Genomic DNA, 23,097 nt, shown 5'->3' with positions numbered 1-23,097 from the left:
ATCTTCCCATGACCTCGATTCTGGAAAACGCCACCGTCATCGGCAGTGAGTTCGCCCTTTCGTTCGCCAATGGTTTTGAAGCCTATCTGCCGCTGCCAATGCTTCGCCGGGCATGTCCTTGTGCGGCTTGTCAGGGCGAGCCGGATGCTCTGGGCCGCGTGATCCGTCCTCATGTCGAGCACGGCCCGAAGGCTTTCGAGCTTCTCAAATTTGAAACGGTCGGTGGCTATGCCATCCAGCTTTTCTGGGGCGACGGCCACTCCACGGGAATTTACAGCTACTCCTACCTGCAGAAACTCGCCGAGTTACCACCTCTCTAACCGCCCTGCATCCGACCAGGTGTTTTCAGCACTTACCGATCTGGCGACCTTGCCGCTTCTTCTTGCGAAGGAGATCGTGGCACTTTCCGGCGCTGGTTTTTCCACGGCGGCCGCGGTGCTGGATCATTTTCCAAAACGCTACGAAGACAGGCGGCGCTTCGACGCTTTTCCTAACCAAGCCACGCCCGGTGCCGTCTGCCTCCGCGGTAAGGTGATCGATGCCTCGTTGCGTCATTTCGGGCCGGGGCGGCGGTTTTATGAGGCGATTATCATGGATGGCTCCGGTGGCGTCTTCGGCTCCGGGAAAATCACCTGCCGCTGGTTCAACATGCCGTTCATCCAAAAACTCGTGGCGACCGGACATGAGGTGAGCGTTTATGGCAAGGTGAAGGATGCTAACGGCCGTCTCGTCATCGATCACCCGGAATTCGAAATCCTCCGCGACGACGAAAAGGAGTCTATCCACATCGAGAGGATCGTTCCCATTTACAAAAATATCTCGGGAATTTCACAGCGCCGCCTGCGGGAAATCATTCATTTGCTTCTCCTCCAGATCGATCCCGAATCTCTCGCTTCTGCTAGCGATATCCACCGTGATTCCAGCAGGGCGCAGGCATTCAAGGATGTGCATTTTCCCGAGTCTATCGAGCAGGCGAACGCCGCCCGCCGACGCTTTGCGTTCGAAGAGTTCTTCGCCCTCCAGCTCAACGTGGTCTGGAGGCGGGCCCGTTATCACGAACAGTCGGGCCGGGTTCTTGGCAAAAGCACCGCCTATCTCAAGGAATTCTATGCCAGTCTTCCCTTCGATCTAACCGGCGCTCAGAAACGCTCCATCAAGGAAGTCCTCGCGGACATGCGTGTCGCCCGGCCAATGAACCGCTTATTGCAGGGCGACGTAGGCTCTGGAAAAACCTTCGTCGCGATGGCTGCCATGTTGCTCGCCATCGACTCCGGCTGCCAAGCCGCGCTGATGGCACCCACCCAAATCCTCGCGGAGCAGCACTACCTGACATTCCATCGCTGGCTGGAGCCGTTGGGAATTCGCATCGCTCTGCGGACGGGAAATCGCGACGAGGGGAATCATCTGGAAATGGCGGGCGAACCCCAAATCATCATCGGTACTCACGCTTTGCTCTACGATTCCGTTTCCTTTCGTGATCTTGGGTTGGTGGTGATCGACGAGCAGCATAAATTCGGCGTTGCCCAGCGCGCCTCGCTTATTCGCCAGGGGATTGTTCCCGACGTGCTTGTCATGACCGCCACTCCGATTCCGCGGACACTGACCATGACAATTTACGGTGATCTCGATGTCTCCATCCTCGATGAAAAGCCACCCGGCCGAGGCAAGATCGTCACCGCCGTTAGAATTGCAGCGAAACAAACGGACGTCACCAAATTCGTCAAGGATCAGCTCGCCAAAGGCCGCCAAGCGTATCTCGTCTATCCGCTTGTCGAGGAAAGCGAGACGCTGAAAGTTGAGTCTGCCACCGAGGCATTTGAGAAATGGAAAAAGCGCCTCGGTTCGCATGAAGTCGGACTGATCCACGGAAAACTCAAACCCGAGGAGAAAGAGGCCGTCATGCGTTGTTTCCGCGAAGGGGAAATCGCCGCGTTGGTATCCACCACGGTCATCGAGGTCGGCGTGGACGTGCCGAACGCCAGCGTTATGATCGTTCATCACGCCGAACGCTTCGGCCTCGCCCAGCTCCATCAGCTCCGAGGCCGCATCGGTCGTGGCGGCCACAAGGGTTACTGCATCCTCCTGACCGATGGCAAGAATCCGGAAGCGCTGGAAAAACTCAAAGTCCTTGAGCAGACCGCCGATGGCTTTGAAATCGCAGAAGCCGATCTCCGGTTGCGTGGTCCGGGAGACGTGTTAGGAACGGTGCAAAGCGGGTTGTCCGATTTGCGCTTCACGGACTTTCTCGCGGATACCGTGTTGCTTCGGGAGGCCCGTGCGAAGGCCGATAAAATGTTGGAAGAGGATCCCCGGCTCGATGGTATTCACCGCGGCCTGAAGCCATTGATCCAGAACACCGGCGGTGCCGCCGAATTGCCAAGCACCGCGTGATCGCGGAAGTCAGTTGCCCTTGACCCGGTAGATCGGTCCCGTGTGATCCACGATGAGCAGGTTGCCGTCATTGTCCTCGGCGAAGGAAGAAATCAAATTGATGCGTCCCCCTTCAGGCTGGAGCTCTTTCGTGTGATCCTTGAAATCGCTGGCCTTGCCGTTTTTCAATTCAAACGACCAGATCCGAGGATTCTGATAGTCACCGAAGACGTAACGGCCCTGAAGCTCCTTGATCGGTCCTCGATAGACGTAGCCGCCGGTCACCGAGAGCCCCTCATTTTCCTTCATCCCGTGGTTGTATGAGTAGACCGGGTCGGTCGCTCCGTCGGGCAAAGGACCGCCGCGTTTATCATTGGGATTTTGCTTGTCCGCCTCACGGAGACTCCAGCCGAAGTTCGCGCCGGATGCCGTGCCCTTCGGCATGCAATCAATTTCCTCCCAACGATTTTGTCCGACATCGCCGATCCAGAAATCGCCGGTTTCGCGGTCGAACGAGCAGCGCCACGGATTGCGGACTCCGTAGGCCCAGATCTCCGGTTTCGCTTCCTTGTTGTTAACGAAGGGATTGTCGGAAGGGGAATTGTAGCCCTTTTCGGGGGAAACGTCGATGCGCAGGATTTTTGCCAACAGGGTGTCCAGTGCCTGGCCGTGCTTGTTAGGGTCATCACCCGCGCCGCCGTCTCCGTTGCCGATGTAGAGCATGTTGTCGGGTCCGAAAGCGATCCATCCTCCGTTGTGGTTTTCAAACTCAGAAGGGTATTTCAGTATGATCTCTTCCGTGGCGTGGTCGGTCGTCTTGCCGTCTTTTGAAGTGAATCTGACGATGCGCGTCTGCTTTTCCTTGTCCGTGTAATCGACATAGAAGCGCCCGCTCTTCGCGAAATCCGGAGCGAATGCCAGGCCTAACAAACCCTCCTCATTGCCCTTGCGGGTCACATCCTGGCTCACATCGAGAAAAGGTTCCGTTTCATGCTCGCCGGTCTTGTCGTCCACGATCCAGACCTTGCCGCCCTGTTCCATCACCCAGAGTTTCCCCTTGATGCCTTTGGGAACTCCGGCCCAAACAGGACGTTCGAATCCTTTCGCCACTTGTTCGACTCCGATGCCAGCGTGGGAAACGGCAATTGTGGCGAAAAATGCGGTGGCGATGGAGGTTTTTCGGAGCATGGCGGCAAGCTAGTTTGAATCCTCCCGCTTACAAGGCGGAATGGCGCGGTTCTTTCAGAAAAAGTCTCAATCCTAAGGCGATTGTTCGAGCGGATCCACCAGCTCCGTTTCGAATGCCCGAGACCTTGAGCTGAATACAAATCAAGGTTTCTCAGAGCGCGGAGATAGCACCCATGATCCTGGCGGTGATCCGCTCGTAATCATCCTTGCCTTGGGACGCTTTCAGTTCTTCCGGTGTGAGCCGGATAGGCGGCCCAACGCTGACGGTGATTCTCGCAAAGCGGATGCGGCCGGAACCGCGGGGGAGGGCCTCCCGCGCGCCGGAAATTCTAACCGGCTGGATGACTGCTCCTGATTTCGCCGCAATGAGCCCGATGCCCGGAGCTGCCTCGCCGATGTTGCCGTCGAGGGTGCGGGCTCCTTCCGGGAAAACGAGGACCCGGTGGCCTTCCTTGAGTTTGCGGATGATCGTTTTGAGACTGCTCATGTCCGGGCGATCCTGATCTACCGGGATGGCGTTCCATTGCGGATAGAGCCATTTGAAAAATCCGATGAACAGGGTCTTGCGGGCGAGGAAGACCATTTCGGTTTTATAGAGGTTCCCAATCAAAGGCGGATCGAGAAAGCTCTGGTGGTTCGATGCGACAAGGACAGGACCTTCGGTAATGAGATTTTCCTCACCGACAATTTTTAATCCAAACAAAGTGCGGAAGGCCGCGCCGAATGCCATCCAGCCCAGCCAATAGACCCAACGCATTTGAGTGTAAGGTTTCAAGCGGAAGGAGTGAGTTTGTCCAAATCGGGCAGGCCTTGTTGTTTGAGAATTTCGATGGCGGCATCGACTCCGCTTTCGATGGTGTGGTGCGAGGTGTCGAGCACCACGGCACCGTCGGCGATCATCAGCGGAGCATGTTCGCGCTCGCTGTCGGCCGCATCGCGTTTCGCGACGGAATCGACCTCGCCGACATGGGTGCGCCTCGCTGCTCTAACGGCCTCATCGGCGTCTACGTAGATTTTGAACGGAGTGTCCGGGAAAACCACGGAGCCGATGTCGCGGCCTTCCATGATGATGCTGGTGTGGTCGAGGTAGTTGCGCTGGAGATCGACCAATCGTTTTCTAACTTCAGGGATGGCTGAAATGGCGGAGACGTTCGCGTTGATCGCCTCGCTCCGGAGTTCGGGGCTGGGATCTACACCGTCGATGGTGATATTGGACGTCACCCCGATCTCCCCGCAGTGGATGTCGATGCGGTCCATCATCGCGATGACGGCCGCGTCGTCGGACGGGTCGATGTCTTCCTGGAGGGCTTTCCAAGTGACTGCGCGATACATGGCACCGGAGTTGACCATGACGAGGCCGAGGCGTTTGGCGAGTTCGCGGGCGAGCGTGCTTTTCCCGGAGGCGGCAGGGCCGTCGATGGCGATGGCGAATCGGGGAGTGGCTGCTGGGTCGGAACTCACGCGATGGCTAGGGTTGGCAGGGTGAAGTCGGCGGCTTGCGAACGCTCGTGGAGGATCGCATCGAGATGATGTGAGAATCCCGGATAGGAGGTGTTCACGCATTCCGTGTTTTTGATGACGGTCTCGCCTTCGGCAAATAGCCCGGCGATGGCGAAGGCCATGGCGATTCGGTGGTCGCCACAACTGTCGATGGTGGCGGCGTGGAGCGGCTTGCCACCGGCGATTTCCATGCCGTCCTCGAATTCCTCGACGTCGGCACCCATGGCGCGGAGTCCGTTGACGACCGTGGTGATGCGGTCGGTTTCCTTGACGCGGAGTTCCTTGGCATTGCGGATGATGGTCTTGCCCTGCGCGAGTGCCGCAGCGACGGCGATGACAGGAATTTCATCGATCAGGTTAGGAACCTCTTCGATGAAAATCGTGGTTCCTGTTAGCGCGGCTCCATGAATTTCAATGTTTCCGATCGGTTCACCTTCCGAGCTGTGCTCGATCTCGGTCATGTGCGCGCCCATGCGACTGAGGACCTTGAGAATGGCCGTGCGCGTCGGGTTGAGACCGACGTCCTTAATGAGCAAACGCGAGCCCGGAAGCGCCGCCGCAGCGACGAGCCAGAAGGCGGCACTGGAAATGTCGCCCGGCACGGTGAAGTCGCACGACTCCGGAACCTGGCCACCGACGATGGAAATCGCGTTGCCTTCACGGTTGGTATTGACGCGGAACGATGCCAGCATCCGCTCCGTGTGATCGCGTGTTTCCGCAGGCTGGATGACGGTGGTTTTACCCTCTGCGAACATTCCGGCTAACAATACCGCGCTTTTCACCTGGGCGCTCGCCATCGGCATGTCATAGGTGATCGGGTTCAGCTTGGCCGGGTGGATGAAAAGGGGGGCGCAGCCTGGTTTTTCGCCGCGTGTCTCGATGTTCGCTCCCATCTGTCCTAACGGAACGGTAATCCGGCCCATCGGGCGTGAGGACAATGAAGCGTCGCCGAAGAGTTCGGTGGAGAAACTTTGACCCGCCAATAGGCCTGCTAGAAGACGCATGCCGGTGCCGGCGTTGCCGCAGTCGATGGGTGCCGCGGGTTGGCTGAGTTTCATCGACTGGCCGTGGATGCGCAGATTGACGGGGCCGTAGCCGGGAAGCTCGTCGAGAACCTCGTAGCGGGCACCGAGCGCTTTCATCGCGTTGAGGGTGTTCACGCAATCCTCGCTGGGCAGGAAATTTCTAACGGTGCAAACGCCGTTGGACAAGCCGCCGAAGATGGCGGCGCGGTGGGACATGCTTTTGTCTCCGGGGACACTGAACTCCGCGTGGAGTTTTGAAATGGCTTTAACTCGAAATTCCGACATGAGGGGTGACTGAAAGCTTATTGGATGGAGTTCAACGGGTCGCGGCGCTGTTTGGCGGTGACCAGCCATTGTCTGGCTTTTTCCTGATTGGTGTTTTCGAGACTGGCAAGAATTTCGCCCAAGTCGGAGATGGTTTCCTCTAGCAGTCCGATCAGCGCCTCCCGATTCTCGATGACGATTTCCGCCCACATCGTGGGATTTCCGGCGGCAACGCGAGTGGTGTCACGCAGTCCGCCACCGCCGAAGCGGCCTTCCGACGGGTCCTTCAAACAAACGCGTGCGGCACAAGCCGCGACGAGGTGTGGCAAATGACTGATCCGGGCGACAAGCTCGTCGTGGATCGCGGCGCTCATCCAGGAAGTGCGACAGCCGATCTGTTTCCAGAATCGCTCCAAGGCGGCGGCTAGCTCGGCTGGCGCTCCGTCGTCGTTGGTGAGCAGGCACGCGGCATTTTGAAACAAAGTTGCGGTGACTGCTGACAGGCCGTTTCGTTCCGATCCAGCCATCGGGTGGCTGCCGATGAACCGAATACCGAGGCCCTTGAGAAGCGGGCTGATCCTGCGGTGCGGCACGCGTTTGACACTGCCGACGTCCGTAATCAGGCAACCATCCCGAAGTCCCGCTTCGAGGCAGGAGGAAACCAGAGGTGCCATTGCCCCCACAGGCACGGACAAAATGATCAGATTCGCCTGCTTGACCGCTTCGGCGAGATCGCTGGTGATGCCGGAGATCCCAAGTTTGAGCGCGGCCTCTACGGTTTCCTCTTTCCTTGCCCAAAGCCGGACGGTCGGTGGATTTTCAAGCTCGGCGAGAGCGAGAGCCATGGAACCGCCAAGCAGTCCGCCGCCGAGGATGGTGATATTTGGAAAGTCGGTCTTCATGAAAAGAAAAAGACCGGGTCCAGTGTGCCGGACCCGGTCGGTTTTCCTGGATAGGGTTTACCGGGAATCTTTGAAATTTCAAGGCACGCGGAAATAGCCTTTGCCGGCTCCGGTGTAGGTGGGGTCTTGAACGAGAGTGCCGCTCGGGATGTCGCGGACGTCAACAATCTTGTTGTTGTAGGGACTGAAGACGAAGCCTTCCTTGCCGGGAACCTTGTTGGCGAATGCGTAGTCGGTGCGCTTCTCCTCAACGGGTGGTTTGGTGGTTTCGATTGTCGTGCCAGCGGTCGTTCCGGACGTTTCCGAGGGCTTTTTCTCCACCAGATCGTTCTTTTTCTGAAGCTCTTCCTGGGCCTTCAGTTGATCGCGTTGCGCCTGAAGCTTTTGTTGGTCGGCACTGCTGACCGTTTTCTGTGCGGGCTTCTCGGTCTGTTTTTTGTTCTGGTTCTCGTTATACGGATAGCAGGAGGCAAGAAGCACGCACCCGAGGGCGGCAAATGCGGCGGAAAAGCGGAGGTTCATGGCGGTAAATGCGAAATTGTGGATGGATCGGGAAATCGTCAAAGCGGGAGGGCTGAATCGTCCCGCGAGATGATGATTGCCCTACGCTTGGCGTCAAGCAAGCACCACGTCGGTCGTAAGGAAAAAAGTCCGTTCCAAGACATCGGTCGAGCTTGTCCGCCAGTAGAATTCGAGGTGAAAATCCGTCACGCCATGCCGGATGCCACGATTCACACCATTGGGACTATTTTGGAAAATTTGAATCCCATCCTTTACCGGGTGAGCCTTCCGAATGGGAAATTGATCCTGGCTCATCTTTCGAAACCGCTGACTGAATCCGAAGCGGTTTTCCCGATGGATCAGCGCGTGATTCTCGAATTGACGCCCTACGATTTCGACCAGGCGCGCATTCTTGGTGAGGCGGAATAGCCCGCTTATTTCCCGATGCAGAAGCTGCTGAAGATGACGCCGAGCAGATCCTCTGTATCCACGCGACCGGGAATTTCGCCCAGCGCGTCAAGTGCCTCGCGGAGGTCGATGGCGGCGAGTTCGGGATCGGTTGAGCGGTCGTTGAGAAGTTCCAAGGCTGCGATCAACGAAGTTCGTGCGAGTTGAAGACTCGCTTGATGGCGGGCATTGATAGCGACGGCGTGCTCGCCCCAGTCGGAGTCGCTGAAATGAAGTGCGTCCCGGATGACATCCGATAGCAATTCGAAACCATCGCCGCTGTTGCACGAGAGGCGGACCGCCTCGATGCCTGCCCACGACGGATGTTCTCCCAGATCCATTTTGTTCAACACCCGCAGATGCTTGGCGGCGGTCGCAGGCAGAACCGCTTCCGCCGGTTTCTCCTGACTGGCATCCGCGATTTCAAGCAGAAGATCCGCGGCTTCGATTTGTCTAACCGTGCGTTGGATCCCTTCCGCTTCGATCCGGTCGGATGACTCCCGGACACCTGCCGTATCGACCAGTCGTAACGGGATTCCGTGCAGGTTCACGACCTCCTCGATGGTATCGCGGGTGGTTCCGGCGATGTCGCTGACGATCGCCCTCTCGAATCCTAACAGTCGATTGAGCAGGCTGGATTTTCCGACATTCGGTTCGCCGAAAATCACGGTCCTTACGCCCTCGCGCAGAACCCGGCCCTGATCGGCAGTGGCGAGAAGTGAATCGACGACGGCAAGCACGCCGGTCACGCGGCCGCTCAGCAAGACTCCGGTTTGCGGATCGATGTCTTCTTCCGGAAAATCGATCCACGCTTCGAGATGCGCCAGAGTTTCTAACAAATTATCGCGGGCTTCCGTGGTGCGTTTTCCCAGAGTGCCTTCCAATTGGCTTCGTGCCGCCCGCATCGACAGCCGGGTCTGGGCGGAGATCAAATCCATCACGCCTTCCGCCTGGGTAAGGTCCAGCTTGCCGTTGAGGAAAGCGCGCTGGGTGAATTCCCCCGGGCCCGCCGCCACGGCTCCGCAGGCGATGAATCTTCCCAACACTTCGCGGGTCACGAGGATGCCGCCATGGCCGGTGAATTCCACGCAGTCTTCGCCGGTGTAGCTGTTGGGTGATTTGAAAACCGTGAGCAATCCGTCGTCGAGAATCTGTCCTCCCGAGTCTTTCACGCGGCAATAGCTGCTGACGCGCGGGGTCGTCGAGGATGCCTTACCCCCCGTCGCGAGATCGGCGACGGCCACGGCATCCGGACCTGATAGGCGGAGCAACGACACCGCACCCATACCTGGAGGAGTGGCGACCGCGGCGATCGTCGTGCTGTGCGGATCCGGCAGCGCGTTCATCCGGGTGATCACTTCGTGGAGACCGTGGCGGGCGTTTCCTGTCCCCCAAGGCCGAGGAATTCCCAACAGACGAACTTGTTGATCGACAACTCGGGAGCGTCGGATTCGCCAGTCCACTTGAGCTCGATGGTCGCTGTTTTGGTGATGGGATGATTCTCCTTGGTATCGCGCCAGTTGATGAGCGAAAGGACACGTCCGATTTCGGAGTCGATCTTCACGTTGACCCTTGCCGTATCCGTGGTGTTGGCGGGATCGACAATCCGATAGGTGCGCGTGCCGGCCACCGCGCGGCCCTTCTCCGGAACATCTTCGACGATAAACACGCGGAAGACACCGGTTTGTCCGACTTCCGGCAGTTCCACGAAATTCTGAAACGTGCGGTATTTGGTTTGTGCGAAAATTTCCCAATCCAGCTTGAGCCCGGCTGACGTGCGTTTGAAGAATGCATGCACCCGCAGCGGTTCCATTGCGAAGTTTCCAACCCGGGCCAGAGTGCTCAACAGGAGATCGGCTTCATCCACTCCGTATTGTACTTCGAGGCTGGCCAGTGGACGGAAGAATTCCTTCATGTCGAACTGCGGTGGCAGATCGTAAATCATCATGAACAGCCCGCGCTTCCGGTCTTCCTCCGTGAGTTCGTAAACCGAAAATCCGTCTGCTGGCGTGTCCGAATCGTTGATCACTCCGCCGCCGTAGAAATCTTCGATTTTCGGCGCGAGTTCCTCTCCATTCAGGACGAAAGGGACTTTCTCCGCGCTGGTTGTCGCCGCCATGTAGTCTTTGAGGAGCTTGTAGGCATCCTTCTGCCAGCCAATCCGGATGTAGTTAGCCTCGTTGATAGCGGGATCTCCGGCGGTAGCTTTGACCTCGGGAGGCAGAATGTTTTTTCCAAGTTCCTGCGAGGCGAAATAAACGACACCTCCACCAGCGAGTATCAAAGCCAGCACGACCAGCATTGCGGGGATCAGACCGCTGCGATGTGGTTTTGCGGGTTTTGGAGCGGCTTGATTCTTGTTTTTTTCGACTTTTGCCGGAGGTGCTGGAACAGTCTTCGCATCCTCTTTTACTGGACTGATAGGTGGCGGCCCGGGTGCTGGAATCGGAGTCGCAACTTCCACCGCGGGAGGGGTGTTGACGGGTGCCAAGGCCTCAATCTGCTGAACCGGAGCCGGGCGAGCGATGGAGATTTCTGGAAGGGGAGGTGCTCCATTTACCGGAGGAAGCGGGGGGGGGATCGACGGTACTACCGGTATTTGAAATGCCGCGGCTGGCACTTCCAAGGCTGGCGAGGTGATCACACCCGTACAGTGAGGACATGGGCCGGTGGTTGGTGTTAGATTCCTGGGAATCAGAATCTTACCGTCGCAATGAATGCAACGGAACTCCCTTTGTTCGTTTGGAATCTCAAAATCTGCCATGGTTTAACCTCGTCCCTTCCGGAAGGTTAGGAAATCAAAACCGATCTGTCAAATCCGCGCCGGTAAACTTCAGGCTACTGCAGTCGCTGCCAGAACAGAGTCCAAAACTTCAAGGCATCTGAGGTTCTGTTCTTCAGTGCCGATGGAGATTCGGATCCAGTCCGGAAGTTTGTAGCTGCTCATGGCGCGGACGATGACGCCCTGCTTCAACATGTCGCGGAACACACGATCGCCATCACCGGTTTTGACCAGCAGGAAATTGGCGAAGCTCGGCACGAATTCCAGTCCACGGGTGGCGAATTCCTTTTCGTAAAACGCCATGCCAGCGCGATTGACCGCGCGGGTTTTCTCGATGTGCGCGGTGTCCGCCAAGGCGGCAAGGGCACCGGCTTGGGCGATGGAATTCACGTTGAACGGCTGCCTGGCTTTCTGGAGGAGATCGGCCACACTTTTGGAAGCAAGGCCATATCCCACCCGCAGCGCTGCCAAGCCGTGGATTTTCGAAAAGGTTCGGAGCACGCAGACGTTGCGACCCTCGCGGACATACTTGAGCGTGTCCGGCGCGGAGTCGGGAAACTCGTGGTAAGCTTCGTCGAAGACGACAATGACATGGTCCGGCACTTTGGCCATGAAACGGTCGATCGTGTCCTGATCGACCATCGTGCCGGTTGGATTGTTAGGGTTCGCGATGAACACCAGCCGCGTGTTGGAATTGATCGCCGCAGCCATGGCATCCAGATCGTGGATGAATCCCGGGTCAGGGATCTCCACGTATTTCGCTCCAAATAGGGTGGCCATGAGCTTATAAACCACGAAGGCGTGCTCCGCGGCAATCAGCTCGGCCTCGCGATTCAAAAACGTGTGGCACAACAGCTCGATGATCTCGTTGGAACCATTTCCAATGACCACGTTTGATAGATCCATGCCGAACGAATCCGCAATCGCGGAGCGGAGCCGGTAGCCTCCGCCATCCGGATAGATGTGGGCCTCCTCGATCGCCTTGCGCATCGCTTCTTTCGCCAGCGGCGAAGGTCCGAGAGGATTTTCGTTAGAAGCAACCTTGACGATCCGGGAAGGATCGAGCCCGAGCTCGCGGGCGGTTTCATCGATCGGTTTTCCGGGTTCATAGGCGACGAGATCGCAGACGAAGCGGTTGGCAAATTGTTCAATCATGGTATGGGAAAGTAGGTGAAGTTGGCATTCTGGAAATAAGGATTCAGCGGTTGGCATCGAGCAGCGCCTTGAAATCCACAAGCGCTTTTTCATAAGGGACAGCCAACGATGGATTCGGTTGGAGAGTGGCACCCGGTGCCGCCACGCAGAAGGCGTCCTGAAGCGCCGGCAGATCATGACCGTCCGCGGCGGCGGCAATCAGTGCCGCACCCAATGCCGCTGAGTTCGAAACGTCGATTCGTTCGACAGGGCACTGGAAAATATCAGCGACTAACTGTGCGATGCCGTCGTTCTTGGATGCTCCTCCGGTGAGGCGGATTTTCTCCGTTTTGACGCCCATCCATTGGGAATGGAGACGCATGTTGAGGAATTGGCCTTCGAGCAGAGCGCGCACCTGCAATGCGGCATTGGTCCCGGATTCAAACTCAGCGGAGCCCTTGAGAACTGGCCCCGTGAAGTCGTGACGCGGAGTGATTTCCGGGCCGAAAAAGGGCAACATCAGGTTTTGTCCCGCGGATTCCAGAGTGGTGGTCAATGCATCGCGGTCGAATGCGGACCAGTCGAGGCCGAGCTTGTCCCGCAGAGCTTCACGGGCCAACGAACCGTTACGGAAACAAATCAGAGACATGAAGCCGCCCGCCGGATTTCCGAAAACATGGCCGAAGCCATTCGGATCGGTTTTCGGGCCGGGCATGGCGGCGAAGAAGGTGTCGCTGGTACCGAGCGAGATCACCACATTTCCCGGAGTCGTGGCTCCCATGCCGACCAGCGAAGCAGGATTGTCGCCTGTGAAAAGTGCCACCCGGCAGCTTTCCGCGATTCCATATTTTCCAACGAAATAAGGAGAAACGTTGCCCTGAATCGTCGTGGCCAACGCGGGAGGCAAAAGCTTGCCGGCCAGATCGGGAGCGGTTGCCGCTAACAGATCTGTGTCCCACCCGAGCTTTGCGAGATTGAGCAAATTCATCCCCGCGCCATCACCGAAATCAATGGGGACGGATTTTCCCGCCATCACCGAAGCGAGAAACGAACTGACGAGATGGATGCGGCCGGTCCGTTGATAGGCATCCGGATCGGACTTGTAAAATCGGCGGATCTGCGGGCCGCTGAATCGCTCGATGGCATTGGATCCACTGCGCCGGCACACTTCGGCGGATCCGCCGAGGGCTGCGGTGATTTCCGCACATTCGGCACCCGTGGATGTATCCATCCAGATCGGCGCGGTTTTACGGGTCAGGGCGGGGGAGAGTTGGGCGACGAGATTGTTGGAGATGACGAGCCCGGCGACGCGCTCGTCAAACGTGCCATCCAGATAAACCGAGCCGTGTTGCTGCCCGGATCCTGCGATGCATTTCACCTTGGAAAGATCGGTTGCGACAGCGAGCCGCGCGAAGAGCAAATCAAGTGCCTCTAACCACATCAATGGATTTGCATGGACCTCGCCATCGGGGCCGCCGGGGATGAAGCCGCTGGGCGATTGGTAATGAGGGAGATCTGCTCCGAAATTGACGGAGAGCTGGCAGGTGATTTTTCCGGAATCGGGATCGATCAATACAGCGGTCAGGGATTGGGTGGATGAATCTAAGCCAAGGAACATGGCCGGAGTTTTCGCGGGGAATCCATGTTTTCCAAGTCTGAAAATGACCGGGTTTTCTTCATCTTGAATGACGGCACGAAAAAGGGCGGTCGCTTTCGCAACCGCCCTTGAATGATTTAAGTCGAATGACTTCGCTGTTCGATTAGAACGAGACGCTGAGCATGGAGCCAGCAACCCACTCGTTGTCGGCACCTTGCGTGATCGTTCCATTCGAGTCGCTAAGCGAGAACGATTGGGACACGAATGGGGAAACCTTCGCGTGTTCGGCAAAGCCCCAGTCAAGGGAAAGCTTGGTCGTCAAAGCGGTGAAGTCACCTTCTTCGACGAGGTAACCGAGGTTGCTGCTCAGGTTGAGCGTCAAGCAAGGATTGAGTTCCCAGCTGTGGCTGCCACCGAGTTCCATGTAGCCGTCGTTGTTTGGTCCATCGACGCTCCAGAAGTAGGTCAGATAGATGTTCGCCCAACCGAAGTCACGGGAGATGGTGAATGGCACTTCTTGGGCATCTTCACCCAGACCACCGAGGTTCCAGTAGTAGATGTAGCCGACGGAAAGGTTTGCGAATCCGAAATCCTTGCCGATTTCAGCATACCAATCGACTTCGTTGTCGACTTGGTTGCCTGTATTGACAGGGGAATGTTCGAAAGCGGATGCCCAGACGCCGCCGCTGATCTTGACGCCGTTCCAGTCGTAGGCCGCATCAAGCGTCACGTCGGTCAGGTTGTCACCGAGGTCAGCGCCGCGGAACAGGTACATGCTGGCATATTCAGCACTCAGTTGATATTCGACTTCCGCCTGAGCGTTGCCGGCCACAAGGGCGGAGGCAGCGGCCAAGGCGCCAATGGTTTTGCAGTAGTTTTGCATCTGTATTATGTTGGTTTTCGGTTGCTGCTTGCGTCCTTGGCTGAACCGGTTGGCGGGACAGACAGGACCGAGTCGGATTTCACATCCTGCATGCCGAATAGCAGCTGGAAGCTCTCCGTTGGGTGAATAGTTCACTTTTCCGAAGGATCTGTCCAGTATTATTTGACACGGATTCGTGTTCCGCTTCCCGGTGGGAATAGGCGCAGCGCCGGGTGATGGCAAGCGAGAATCGACAATCCGACCTATTTTTTTTGGCATCGTTAGATCGTAATATCAGTGGATTAGCTGGATTGGAGTTCTTGGCACGATGGTTGCTTAGTCGCGAATCGCAACCCTCGAGGATTTGGAATCGTCGGGCTAAGCACTCAACCAATTCGATCAACCCTGACCACCATGACCAGTCGACATCTAATCAAAGTGCGAGCCCTCGCGGCCGTCGCAATCGCGTTCTTCGCCATTCCCATATGTACCCCAGCGTCGGCGCAGGATGCGGCGACGCCTCCTCCGGCAACCGAAACTGCGGCGGCTCCCGCCGCGCCGGATGCCTCGGTTGAGCAAAGACTTGCCGACTTGGAAAGCTACTTCGGCAATGTCGGGGTGGGGGGAACAACGGATGCCCCTTGGACTTCGAAGGTCGCGGGTGTCCCGGGTCCCGGCCATAACGGCTGGATGATGACCTGTGCGGCGCTCGTGCTTTTCATGACCTTGCCAGGCTTGGCCTTGTTCTACGGCGGTCTTGTCAGGAAGAAAAACGTCCTTAGCGTCTTGGCTCAATGTCTCGGCTGCGCCGGCATGGTCACCGTCATCTGGTGGGCTGTAGGTTATAGTTTGGTATTCGGCAAGAGCTTCGGCTCCCCATATTTGGGCGGAACTGAATTCTTCTTCCTGAAGGGTGTCACAAGCGCACCCAACACCGACTATTGCTACTGGGTTTCGCAAAACGTATTCGCCATGTATCAGTTGATGTTCGCGATCATCACCCCGGCCCTGATCGTGGGTGCCATCGCTGAACGCATGAAATTCAGCGCGATCATGGCATTCATCTTCATCTGGATGTTCGTTATCTACATCCCCATGGCCCACATGATCTGGGGCGTGACCGGTCTCATGAACGGTGTCTGGAACGGCGATGCGAAAATCACCGCAATCGACTTCGCAGGCGGAACGGTCGTTCACATGACTTCCGGTTGGAGCGCCTTGGTGCTCTGCATTATTCTCGGCAAGCGCCTTGGCTTCGGTAAGGAAAAAATGTCCCCGCACAGCATGGTTCTCTGTATGGTCGGAACCGGGATGCTCTGGGTCGGCTGGTATGGCTTCAACGCCGGTTCCGCTCTTGCAGCCGACGGTGTTTCCGCCAACGCCTTCATGACCACCACGCTTGCCGCCGCCACCGCCGGTTTCGTTTGGGCCATCATTGAAAAAGTTCTCAAGGGCCATGCGTCCATCCTCGGAATGTGTTCGGGTGTGGTTGCCGGACTTGTGGTCATCACTCCTGCTTGCGGATTCGTGGATGCCACCGGTGCGATGATCATCGGTGTCCTCGCCGCCATCGTTCCCTACATCTTCGTAATGTATGTGAAGGGTGCGATCGGTTATGACGATGCCCTCGATACCTTCGGCGTTCACGCCGTCGGCGGAACGCTTGGCGCGATCCTGACCGGCGTCCTTGCCACCAGCACGGTGAACGGCAATCTCACCGAGGTAAACACCTATGCCGCCAAGAACGGTCTCGCCAACATCGTCGCCCACGGCGGACTCGTCGGCCAACAGCTTATCGCAGTGGGTATCACCTTGCTGATCTCGATCGTCGGGACCGTGGTGATTGCCATGGTGGTCAAAGTCGTCATCGGTCTCCGTCCGACACCTGAATCCGAGACTGCCGGTCTCGACATCACGGATCACGGCGAAGAAGGCTACGACTTCTGATTCCTTCTGGATCGGATTTCTCATCAGCGGGCGGGCCGGAAACGGTCCGCCCGTTTTCGTTTGCAGCATGGCGTCCGGCAGGTTCCTCTCTCCGCGTGAAGCGCCGGTTCTTGCGATACGCCCTGATGATTTGCCTGCTGATCTCCGCAGCGTTCGCCGCATGGAGTTGGCTGCGTCCTTACGCTTGGCAGCCGGATCCCGCCGCCCGCTGCAAGGTTTTGGAAACCCTCGTCACCCGGGACCAATCGTTCTATTGGATCAACGTCCATTTGAGAATGAGCTCGGGCATGACGCACGATCTGCAAATCCCGGTCACTCTCGAAACCGCCACCGGCGTGAAACAGCCCGCCGACACCACCTTTGCCGGCACCGACCCGCAGAACCCCGAGGAAATCTGGTTTCGCTTCTGGCTGGAATCCGCCGATCTGGCAGGCCCTCTCACTTTAAAACTTAATGGTGGCAAGCTGCTCGTCAAAACCCTCCCGAGCCAGCCGGATCTCGGCTCCTCCACGTTCCGAAATTTCACGACCAACCAATGGTGACCCATGCCCTGGCTCCTGATCGACAACTCCAATACCCGCACCAAATTCTCCCTCGGTGATTCCGGCGGACTCTTGCCGTGGCGCGGTGTCCTGCCCACAGCTGATCTAACATCAGGTGCCCTCGGTGTTCTTCTAACTGACGTTTCTTTCGACGCCGTCATGATCTGCTCCGTGGTTCCCGCCAAGGCCGAAGTGCTCGAAAAATTCTTCGCGGGAAAATCCCCTGTCCATTTCCTCGATAGCACCAGCCCCCTCGGCATGGGCATCGATTATCCGCAGCCGTCCCAGATCGGGGCCGACCGTCTTGCGAATGCCGCAGGCGTCCTCACCCGTCACGGCGTGCCGGCCATCATCATCGACTTCGGCACCGCCGTTACCTTTGATGTCATCTCCGCCGCGCCCGCCTATTGCGGCGGCGTTATTGCTCCGGGCCTCGGTGCGATGACCGGTTATCTCACCCGCAAAACCGCTCTCCTTCCCGAGATCGATCTCGTCGAACCGCCTTCCGCCATCGGCAAATCCACCATCCATGCGATGCAGGCTGGCGCCGTCTTCGGCTACCGCGGCCTCGTCAAGGAGATCATTGTCCGCATCTGTCGCGAACTCGATGGCAAGCCCCATATCATCGCCACCGGTGGTGATGCCGCCCTGATCGCCCACGGAGTAAATGAAATTGATGTCGTCGATCCGGACATCACGTTGGACGGTCTGCGCCAGGTCGCCGCGCGGGTTTTTTGATGTGAGAATAAACGTGTCATTTGGAACGGATTCGAAAAGTCTCTTGCCGATATGAGTGACAGCCCCCTTACCATCGGCATCGACTTCGGTGGAACCACCGTGAAAATCGCCGTCGTTTTCCAAAGCCACATCATCGACAGCGCGCCGCCCATCGCCACTCAGGAATTCAACGGCCATGAACAGCTCATCGACGCCATGGTCCGCGTAGTCGAAGACCTCCGCGCACGGCACCCCGGAGTGGCAGCTGTCGGCGTCGGCATGCCCGGCTTCGTTAACTTTGAGAAAGGGCTCATTTACAGTCTAACCAACGTTCGCGACTGGGAATCCGTTCCCCTCAAGACCCTTCTGGAGGGGCGGATCAAGCTGCCGGTCATCGTTGACAACGACGCCAACTGCATGGCCTTCGCCGAGTGGAAATGCGGTGCGGGCCGAGGTTTCCAGCACGTCGTTTTCATGGCAATGGGCACCGGTGTCGGCGGTGCCATCATCGCCAATGGCCAGATGATCCGCGGTGCCTTTCATGGTGCCGGGGAAATCGGGCAAACGTCCATCGACTATCAAGGGCGTCCCGGCCACTACGGCAATCTCGGAGCCCTCGAAGAGTATGTCGGAAATGGCGAAATAGCTGCCAAAGCCCGCGAAGCTTACACAGAGGCTGGCAACGCCAAATCCATCAACGAATGCTCGCCCGCCTCCCTCGCCTCCGCCGCCCATCAGGGCGACACCATCGCTCAGGCCCAGTGGGAGGATATCGGCCGACTTGTTGCCACCTCCATTATGAATTGCTGCTGGCTTCTCAATCCCGAAGCCATCGTCATCGGCGGTGGAGTTGCCCGTGCGGGTGAGCTCCTTTTCAAGCCCATCAAAGAACACCTTTTCGCCCAGCTTTCTGGGCCCTTTAAGGACCACCTCATGGTCCTCTCCGCATCTTTCGGCCATGAAGCCGGCATCATCGGTGCTGCGGCTCTCGCCCGCGAAATCGTCTGATTTTCCCGCCAAAGTATCAATCCGCAGCGGCGACCGAGGTGATATTCACGGTGGCCGTTTGGGAATTGGCGCTGATGCCGCCGCGGGTGACACGGACCCAGTAAAAGGCCTTTGCGGTGAGGGCTGGGGTTTTGAAAATGGATTTGGTGGCTTTTGAAATGGGCTTTTTGGTGCTTGGCGATTTGCCCATGAACCACTGGTAAGTGAGTCCGCTGCCGGAGCCGACGACGCTGAGGCTGGCGGACGAACCGCTGGGAATGGAGGTGGAAGCAGGTTGTCGGATGATGATGGCGCTGCCGACGGTAATGGTGAAATTTTTCGTGAGCGAACTGCCGGACTGATTGGCTTTTTCCCATGCCTTGATGGTGATGGGGAAGCTGCCGGTTTGACCGGGAACGCCGGAGATGACATCGACGGAATTGTTGACGGCGTTGCGATGGACGAGTCCGACCGGGAGCTTGCCGATGACCTGCCAGCTGCCGGCGGCGGCTTCGGTGCCGGTGCTTTGGAAGACGAAAGTGAGGGGGGATCCTTTGGCTGCGGAAACCGTGGCAGCCCCAGGGGAAGGTGCGACTTGGGTGACGGCGCTAGCTCCCGTGACGGTGTCGTAAGTCCCCAGACCGACGATGGTGGCGACGGTCCACCCGGCGATGTCACCGAGCCTTACGGTTCCTAACACACGGGCTTCGGGAAACAGAAATTGAACCAGTGGCATCCGCTGGAACAGGAGCAGCAGGGAGCCGAACCGTGTGGCGAGTGCTTGGTGTTTGCGAAGAATGTGGGGAAAACGGGACATGGCTGGTGAAATGGAAGGTTGGCGGTTTTGAGTGCACTTTAAGGGGGATTTCTCACGGCATCAACCTGACGATGAGCCGGTAGAACTTGCGCGGGCCGTTGGCGGAGGTCGTGCAAGTGACGGTTTGGCCGGCACCGGTGATGTCGGTGTAGCCGGGGATGGATGCCCAGGAGGAGTCAAGCGTATCGGCGGCTTCAAGCGTGTAACGGCGGGTGAGGCCGCTGTAGCCGGTGCCGCTTGCCGCACTGGCGGTGAAGCTGAGGGTGACATTGTTCCCCGCCAAGCTGGTGGTGGGTGAGGGCGACGGATCGCCAGCTAACGGAAGAAGGCCGAAAACATACTCGGAAATGTTAGGAATCCCATCGCCGTCGGGATCCGCACCGGGGCCGGAGACGAGCGGGTTCGCGAGATCCGCCGTGTTGAACCGGCTGTTCTGCCAGACCGCGAACGTGCCTGCCGTCGAGATGGTGGCGATGGCCGCGGTCGAGTCCGCGTTGCCGGCGGCGTTGCTGGCGCGCATCCAGTAGGTGGTGGTGGATGTCAGGGGCGGCGTGGTGAATGAGGTGGCGGTGGCTCCGGCAACGGGGGCGGACGTGTCACCCGGGTTTCCCGCATACCATTGGAAGGTGGGTGAGGTGCCGGTGGTTGTGACGTTGAAAGTCGCGGTGGAACCGCTGTCGATGGTGATGGGAACGGGTTGGACGGTAATGGCGGGAGCAATCCGAATGGTGATGGCAGCGACGTTGGAATCGTCCGAACCCAGGGAGTTGGTGGCGCGCGCCCAGAAGTTCGCGTTGTTTGTTAGAGTGGGGGTGGTGAGTGAGGTGGATGTCGCTCCGGCCACGGGATTGTTGGTGACACCCGCCGCCCCGCGATACCATTGGATGGTCGGCGTGGTGCCGGAAAACGCTACGGTCAGGTTGGTGGTGGTCCCGCTGTTGATAGTTTTGGACACGGGTTGGGTGGTGACTGCGGGCGGGGTGCCGATGGAGATCGTGGCGGTGTCGGAGTCGGCGATGATGCCGCTGCGGGTGACACGGACCCAGTATTTGGTGTTGGCGGTCAGAGTCGGCGTGGTGAAGGAGGATGAGGTTTCACCGCTGAGGAGGTTGGTGGTGTTAGGCGATGTTCCGCGATACCACTGGTAAGTGAGACCGCTGCCGGTCCCGCCGACGTTGAGCGTGGCGGTATTGCCGCTGAGGATCATCATCGAGGCAGGTTGGGTTGCGATGATTGGCGCGCCGACGTTAAACGTGAAGCTTTTCGAATAGACGTTCCCCGTGTTGTTCGCGCCTTCCCACGCCTTGATGGTGATGGTGAAATTCCCCGTCTGGGTGGGAATGCCGGTGATGGAATCGATCGTGCTGCCGGTGGAATTGGTATGGACCAAACCGGCAGGCAGAGCGTTGACGATCTGCCAACTCAGCGGCGCGGACTCGGTGCCGGTGATCTGGAAAATGAACGTCAGGTTTGATCCGTTGGCTGCCGGAATGGTGGTCGATCCGGCATTCGGCTGAAGCTGGGCGATGGTTGTCGCCCCGGCGACGGAATCATAAACTCCCAATCCGGCGATCGTGGCGATGGTCCAAGTGGCGATGTCTCCCAACCCTGCGCCAGAGAGGATGCGGGCTTCCGGAAACAGCATCTGGATCAGTGGCGCGCGCTGGAACAACACCAACAGCGCGCCGAGCCGTGAGGAAAGCCGACGGCACGCGGAGGATGAGAACAGCTTGAGATTCATGGGCAGGATATTCGATTAAGTTAGAAACGCAAGATCAGTTGCAGCCGCAGCCGCCGCCGCCGACCCCTCCGCCGCCGAAGCTGGCTTCGCGGGAGAAGTAGGCGTGCTCGGTCATTGCTTTCTGAAGTGGGTCGTTCTCTGCCATGATAGGCTTGGCGAGGTTGCCGCGCTCATAGGGTTTCACCCGGACCAGCGCCGGAGAACAGGCGCCGAGGGACGCCAACAGGATGGCGGCACCGGCGAGTTGATAGAGACGGTTCATGTTGGGATTTCGGAATTGCGACGGGCTCAATGGCCTTCGGCGAGGAGCGCTTCGATTTCAGTGGTGTATTCGGCTTCGGTTTTCTCACCACGGTAGCCGGTGTGGACATAGCGGATCACTCCCTTGCGGTCGGCGATGTAGCTCGATGGCATGGAAGGGGGGCTGAAAAAGTCTGCGACCTTGTGGGCGGAGTCGTGGGCGATCGAGAACTTCGCACCCATCTTGCTTGAGAATTCCTTGTATTTCGCGGCATCATCATCGACGCCCACGCCGATGATCACGAGACCTTTGGCGGAGTATTTCGCCTGCAGGCGGTTGAGGGCAGGAAACGAAGCCTTGCACGGTCCGCACCAGGAAGCCCAGAAATCGACGAGCACGACTTTGCCTGATGTGTTAGGAATGGTGGCTCCGGGCAGGAGTTGGGCGAGTTTCGGCAGTGGTTGGCCGACCTTTGCTCCATCGGCGGCGGAAAGCGCCAATGTGGAGCAGGCGAGAGCGAGGGTGGCGATGATGGTTTTCATGGATGTTATGGTGATAGTTAGAGATGTGGATCAGGCGGCTTTGACCAGCCATTTGCCGAAGGCGCGGGAGCCTTCGATGCCGGACTCGGATTGGGCGCAGACCTCGACGCCGCGCGCGAGCGAGGCGAGGTGAAGTCCCTCGCGCGCACCGAGGACGAAGACGGCGGTGCTATAGACTCCGGCTTCGAGGCAGGACGGCGCGACGACGGTCACGGCGCGCATTCCGTTGCTAACTGGCCAGCCGGTGCGGGGATCGAGGATGTGGCCGTAGCGGATCCCTTGATGGGTGAAATACCGTGCATAGTCTCCCGAAGCGGAAACCGCATGGTCGGTAACGGCGAGTCCTCCCCAACAGGTTCCGGTTTTGCAACCGTCTTCGATACCGATATGCCAGAAGGGATGGATGCCATTTCCACCAAGGGCGAAAATATCGCGTCCGAGATCGATCAACGCGTCGGTGATGCCGCACTGGCCGGCCATCCGGGCGAGGTAGTCCACGGCGTATTCCTTGCCGAATCCGCCGAAGTCCAATCCCATGCCGGTTTCCGGCAGGCGCACGGCACCCGGGCGGCGCTGGACTTTTTTCCATCCTGTTAGTGCAAGCGCGGCTTTGACCTCGGCGGCGGTTGGCAGCTTGAGATGGACGGTTTTCCAATCCCAGATCCGTTGCAACGGGAGCAAAGTAGGATCCAAAATTCCGTTGGTTCGGGCGTGAAGATCGTCGGCGAGTTTCAGCATGTGCTCCATCTCGTCGTCGACCTCAATCCAATCGCCGCCGGCGGCGGCGTTGACGCGGGAGACGATGGAGTCCGGACGAAATCGCGAGAACTTCGCCTCGAAATTTCCGATCCATCCCAAGGCGTCCGAGGCAAAGGCGAGAGCCGTGCGGTCATCCGCCTGCCGGAATTTGACCGAGCAATTCGTTCCCAGCGCCTTGAATTCCAGATGGCGGACGCCATTGGAATCTGCCTGGAGCGGCATGGCTGGAGAA

The 23,097-nt window shown here is 58.2% G+C and carries 23 protein-coding genes; 7 read left to right on the top strand and 16 right to left on the bottom strand.

Annotation, left to right across the window (positions count from 1 at the left end):
* Positions 1–8 precede the first annotated feature (8 nt).
* Together ABIQ96_RS24550 and recG are read left to right on the top strand one after the other, a co-directional pair.
* Complete coding sequence (locus ABIQ96_RS24550; RefSeq protein ID WP_348217300.1) at positions 9–320, top strand: DUF971 domain-containing protein; 312 nt, start codon at positions 9–11, stop codon at positions 318–320.
* The gene (recG, locus tag ABIQ96_RS24545; RefSeq protein ID WP_348217299.1) at positions 229–2,391 is read left to right on the top strand and encodes an ATP-dependent DNA helicase RecG; all 2,163 of its coding nucleotides are present in this window, start codon (positions 229–231) and stop codon (positions 2,389–2,391) included. Before ABIQ96_RS24550 ends, recG begins: the two co-directional genes overlap by 92 nt.
* Before the next feature lie 9 nt (positions 2,392–2,400).
* On the opposite strand, the gene ABIQ96_RS24540 is transcribed toward recG, so the two are convergent.
* The 6 genes from ABIQ96_RS24540 to ABIQ96_RS24515 all read right to left on the bottom strand — a co-directional run bounded on the left by ABIQ96_RS24540 (position 2,401) and on the right by ABIQ96_RS24515 (position 7,771).
* Positions 2,401–3,558 carry a PQQ-dependent sugar dehydrogenase gene (locus ABIQ96_RS24540; RefSeq protein ID WP_348217298.1) on the bottom strand — a complete coding sequence of 386 codons (1,158 nt, stop codon included), beginning with the start codon at positions 3,556–3,558 and terminating at the stop codon, positions 2,401–2,403.
* A gap of 151 nt (positions 3,559–3,709) precedes the next feature.
* A complete protein-coding gene (locus ABIQ96_RS24535; RefSeq protein WP_348217297.1) occupies positions 3,710–4,333 on the bottom strand; it encodes a lysophospholipid acyltransferase family protein in 624 nt (207 codons plus the stop codon).
* Complete coding sequence (gene cmk, locus ABIQ96_RS24530) at positions 4,330–5,019, bottom strand: (d)CMP kinase (protein WP_348217296.1); 690 nt, start codon at positions 5,017–5,019, stop codon at positions 4,330–4,332. The genes ABIQ96_RS24535 and cmk overlap by 4 nt, the downstream gene beginning before the upstream one ends.
* Positions 5,016–6,368, bottom strand: a complete 1,353-nt coding sequence (gene aroA / locus ABIQ96_RS24525) for a 3-phosphoshikimate 1-carboxyvinyltransferase (protein WP_348217295.1) — start codon at positions 6,366–6,368, stop codon at positions 5,016–5,018. The genes cmk and aroA overlap by 4 nt, the downstream gene beginning before the upstream one ends.
* A gap of 17 nt (positions 6,369–6,385) precedes the next feature.
* Positions 6,386–7,249: a prephenate dehydrogenase/arogenate dehydrogenase family protein gene (locus ABIQ96_RS24520; protein ID WP_348217294.1), complete on the bottom strand. Its 864-nt coding sequence runs from the start codon at positions 7,247–7,249 to the stop codon at positions 6,386–6,388.
* A gap of 78 nt (positions 7,250–7,327) precedes the next feature.
* Positions 7,328–7,771 (bottom strand): hypothetical protein, encoded by a 444-nt coding sequence (locus tag ABIQ96_RS24515; protein WP_348217293.1) that lies wholly within the window; start codon positions 7,769–7,771, stop codon positions 7,328–7,330.
* A 174-nt stretch (positions 7,772–7,945) separates the two neighbouring features.
* Between ABIQ96_RS24515 and ABIQ96_RS24510 the strand changes: the two genes are divergently transcribed.
* Entirely contained in the window at positions 7,946–8,179 is a 234-nt protein-coding gene (locus ABIQ96_RS24510) for a translation initiation factor IF-1 (protein WP_348217292.1), read from the top strand.
* Positions 8,180–8,184: 5 nt separating this feature from the next.
* Here ABIQ96_RS24510 and mnmE read toward each other — a convergent pair whose 3' ends face one another.
* The 5 genes from mnmE to ABIQ96_RS24485 all read right to left on the bottom strand — a co-directional run bounded on the left by mnmE (position 8,185) and on the right by ABIQ96_RS24485 (position 14,563).
* Positions 8,185–9,543, bottom strand: coding sequence for a tRNA uridine-5-carboxymethylaminomethyl(34) synthesis GTPase MnmE (gene mnmE / locus ABIQ96_RS24505; RefSeq protein WP_348217291.1), 1,359 nt, complete (start codon positions 9,541–9,543; stop codon positions 8,185–8,187).
* A gap of 8 nt (positions 9,544–9,551) precedes the next feature.
* Entirely contained in the window at positions 9,552–10,688 is a 1,137-nt protein-coding gene (locus tag ABIQ96_RS24500) for a hypothetical protein (protein WP_348217290.1), read from the bottom strand.
* 342 nt (positions 10,689–11,030) lie between these two features.
* Positions 11,031–12,134 carry a histidinol-phosphate transaminase gene (gene hisC / locus ABIQ96_RS24495; RefSeq protein ID WP_348217289.1) on the bottom strand — a complete coding sequence of 368 codons (1,104 nt, stop codon included), beginning with the start codon at positions 12,132–12,134 and terminating at the stop codon, positions 11,031–11,033.
* Between the two features lie 43 nt (positions 12,135–12,177).
* On the bottom strand, positions 12,178–13,731 hold the full coding sequence (locus ABIQ96_RS24490; RefSeq protein ID WP_348217288.1) for an FGGY-family carbohydrate kinase: 1,554 nt from the start codon (positions 13,729–13,731) through the stop codon (positions 12,178–12,180).
* A gap of 142 nt (positions 13,732–13,873) precedes the next feature.
* Positions 13,874–14,563, bottom strand: coding sequence for a hypothetical protein (locus ABIQ96_RS24485; RefSeq protein WP_348217287.1), 690 nt, complete (start codon positions 14,561–14,563; stop codon positions 13,874–13,876).
* Positions 14,564–14,986: 423 nt separating this feature from the next.
* On the opposite strand from ABIQ96_RS24485, the gene ABIQ96_RS24480 reads away from it, so the two are divergent.
* The 4 genes from ABIQ96_RS24480 (at position 14,987) to ABIQ96_RS24465 (ending at position 18,786) form a co-directional block, all read left to right on the top strand.
* The gene (locus tag ABIQ96_RS24480) at positions 14,987–16,519 is read left to right on the top strand and encodes an ammonium transporter (protein WP_348217286.1); all 1,533 of its coding nucleotides are present in this window, start codon (positions 14,987–14,989) and stop codon (positions 16,517–16,519) included.
* Positions 16,520–16,614: 95 nt separating this feature from the next.
* Complete coding sequence (locus tag ABIQ96_RS24475; RefSeq protein ID WP_348217285.1) at positions 16,615–17,061, top strand: hypothetical protein; 447 nt, start codon at positions 16,615–16,617, stop codon at positions 17,059–17,061.
* Between the two features lie 3 nt (positions 17,062–17,064).
* Entirely contained in the window at positions 17,065–17,799 is a 735-nt protein-coding gene (locus ABIQ96_RS24470; protein WP_348217284.1) for a type III pantothenate kinase, read from the top strand.
* A 51-nt stretch (positions 17,800–17,850) separates the two neighbouring features.
* Positions 17,851–18,786: an ROK family protein gene (locus ABIQ96_RS24465; protein ID WP_348217283.1), complete on the top strand. Its 936-nt coding sequence runs from the start codon at positions 17,851–17,853 to the stop codon at positions 18,784–18,786.
* A 16-nt stretch (positions 18,787–18,802) separates the two neighbouring features.
* On the opposite strand, the gene ABIQ96_RS24460 is transcribed toward ABIQ96_RS24465, so the two are convergent.
* Genes ABIQ96_RS24460 through ABIQ96_RS24440 form a run of 5 tightly spaced genes read right to left on the bottom strand, consistent with a single transcriptional unit; the run spans position 18,803 to position 23,087 of the window.
* On the bottom strand, positions 18,803–19,582 hold the full coding sequence (locus tag ABIQ96_RS24460; RefSeq protein ID WP_348217282.1) for a hypothetical protein: 780 nt from the start codon (positions 19,580–19,582) through the stop codon (positions 18,803–18,805).
* Positions 19,583–19,634: 52 nt separating this feature from the next.
* Complete coding sequence (locus ABIQ96_RS24455) at positions 19,635–21,323, bottom strand: hypothetical protein (RefSeq protein ID WP_348217281.1); 1,689 nt, start codon at positions 21,321–21,323, stop codon at positions 19,635–19,637.
* Positions 21,324–21,357: 34 nt separating this feature from the next.
* On the bottom strand, positions 21,358–21,585 hold the full coding sequence (locus ABIQ96_RS24450) for a DUF4266 domain-containing protein (protein ID WP_348217280.1): 228 nt from the start codon (positions 21,583–21,585) through the stop codon (positions 21,358–21,360).
* A 26-nt stretch (positions 21,586–21,611) separates the two neighbouring features.
* The gene (locus ABIQ96_RS24445) at positions 21,612–22,106 is read right to left on the bottom strand and encodes a redoxin family protein (protein WP_348217279.1); all 495 of its coding nucleotides are present in this window, start codon (positions 22,104–22,106) and stop codon (positions 21,612–21,614) included.
* 30 nt (positions 22,107–22,136) lie between these two features.
* The gene (locus tag ABIQ96_RS24440) at positions 22,137–23,087 is read right to left on the bottom strand and encodes an FAD:protein FMN transferase (RefSeq protein ID WP_348217278.1); all 951 of its coding nucleotides are present in this window, start codon (positions 23,085–23,087) and stop codon (positions 22,137–22,139) included.
* Positions 23,088–23,097: the final 10 nt, after the last annotated feature.

Source organism: Luteolibacter sp. (genome assembly GCF_039920825.1).
GTDB lineage: Bacteria > Verrucomicrobiota > Verrucomicrobiia > Verrucomicrobiales > Akkermansiaceae > Luteolibacter.
The sequence above is the reverse complement of the archived record's forward strand: the minus strand, read 5'-3'. Positions and strand labels throughout refer to the sequence as shown.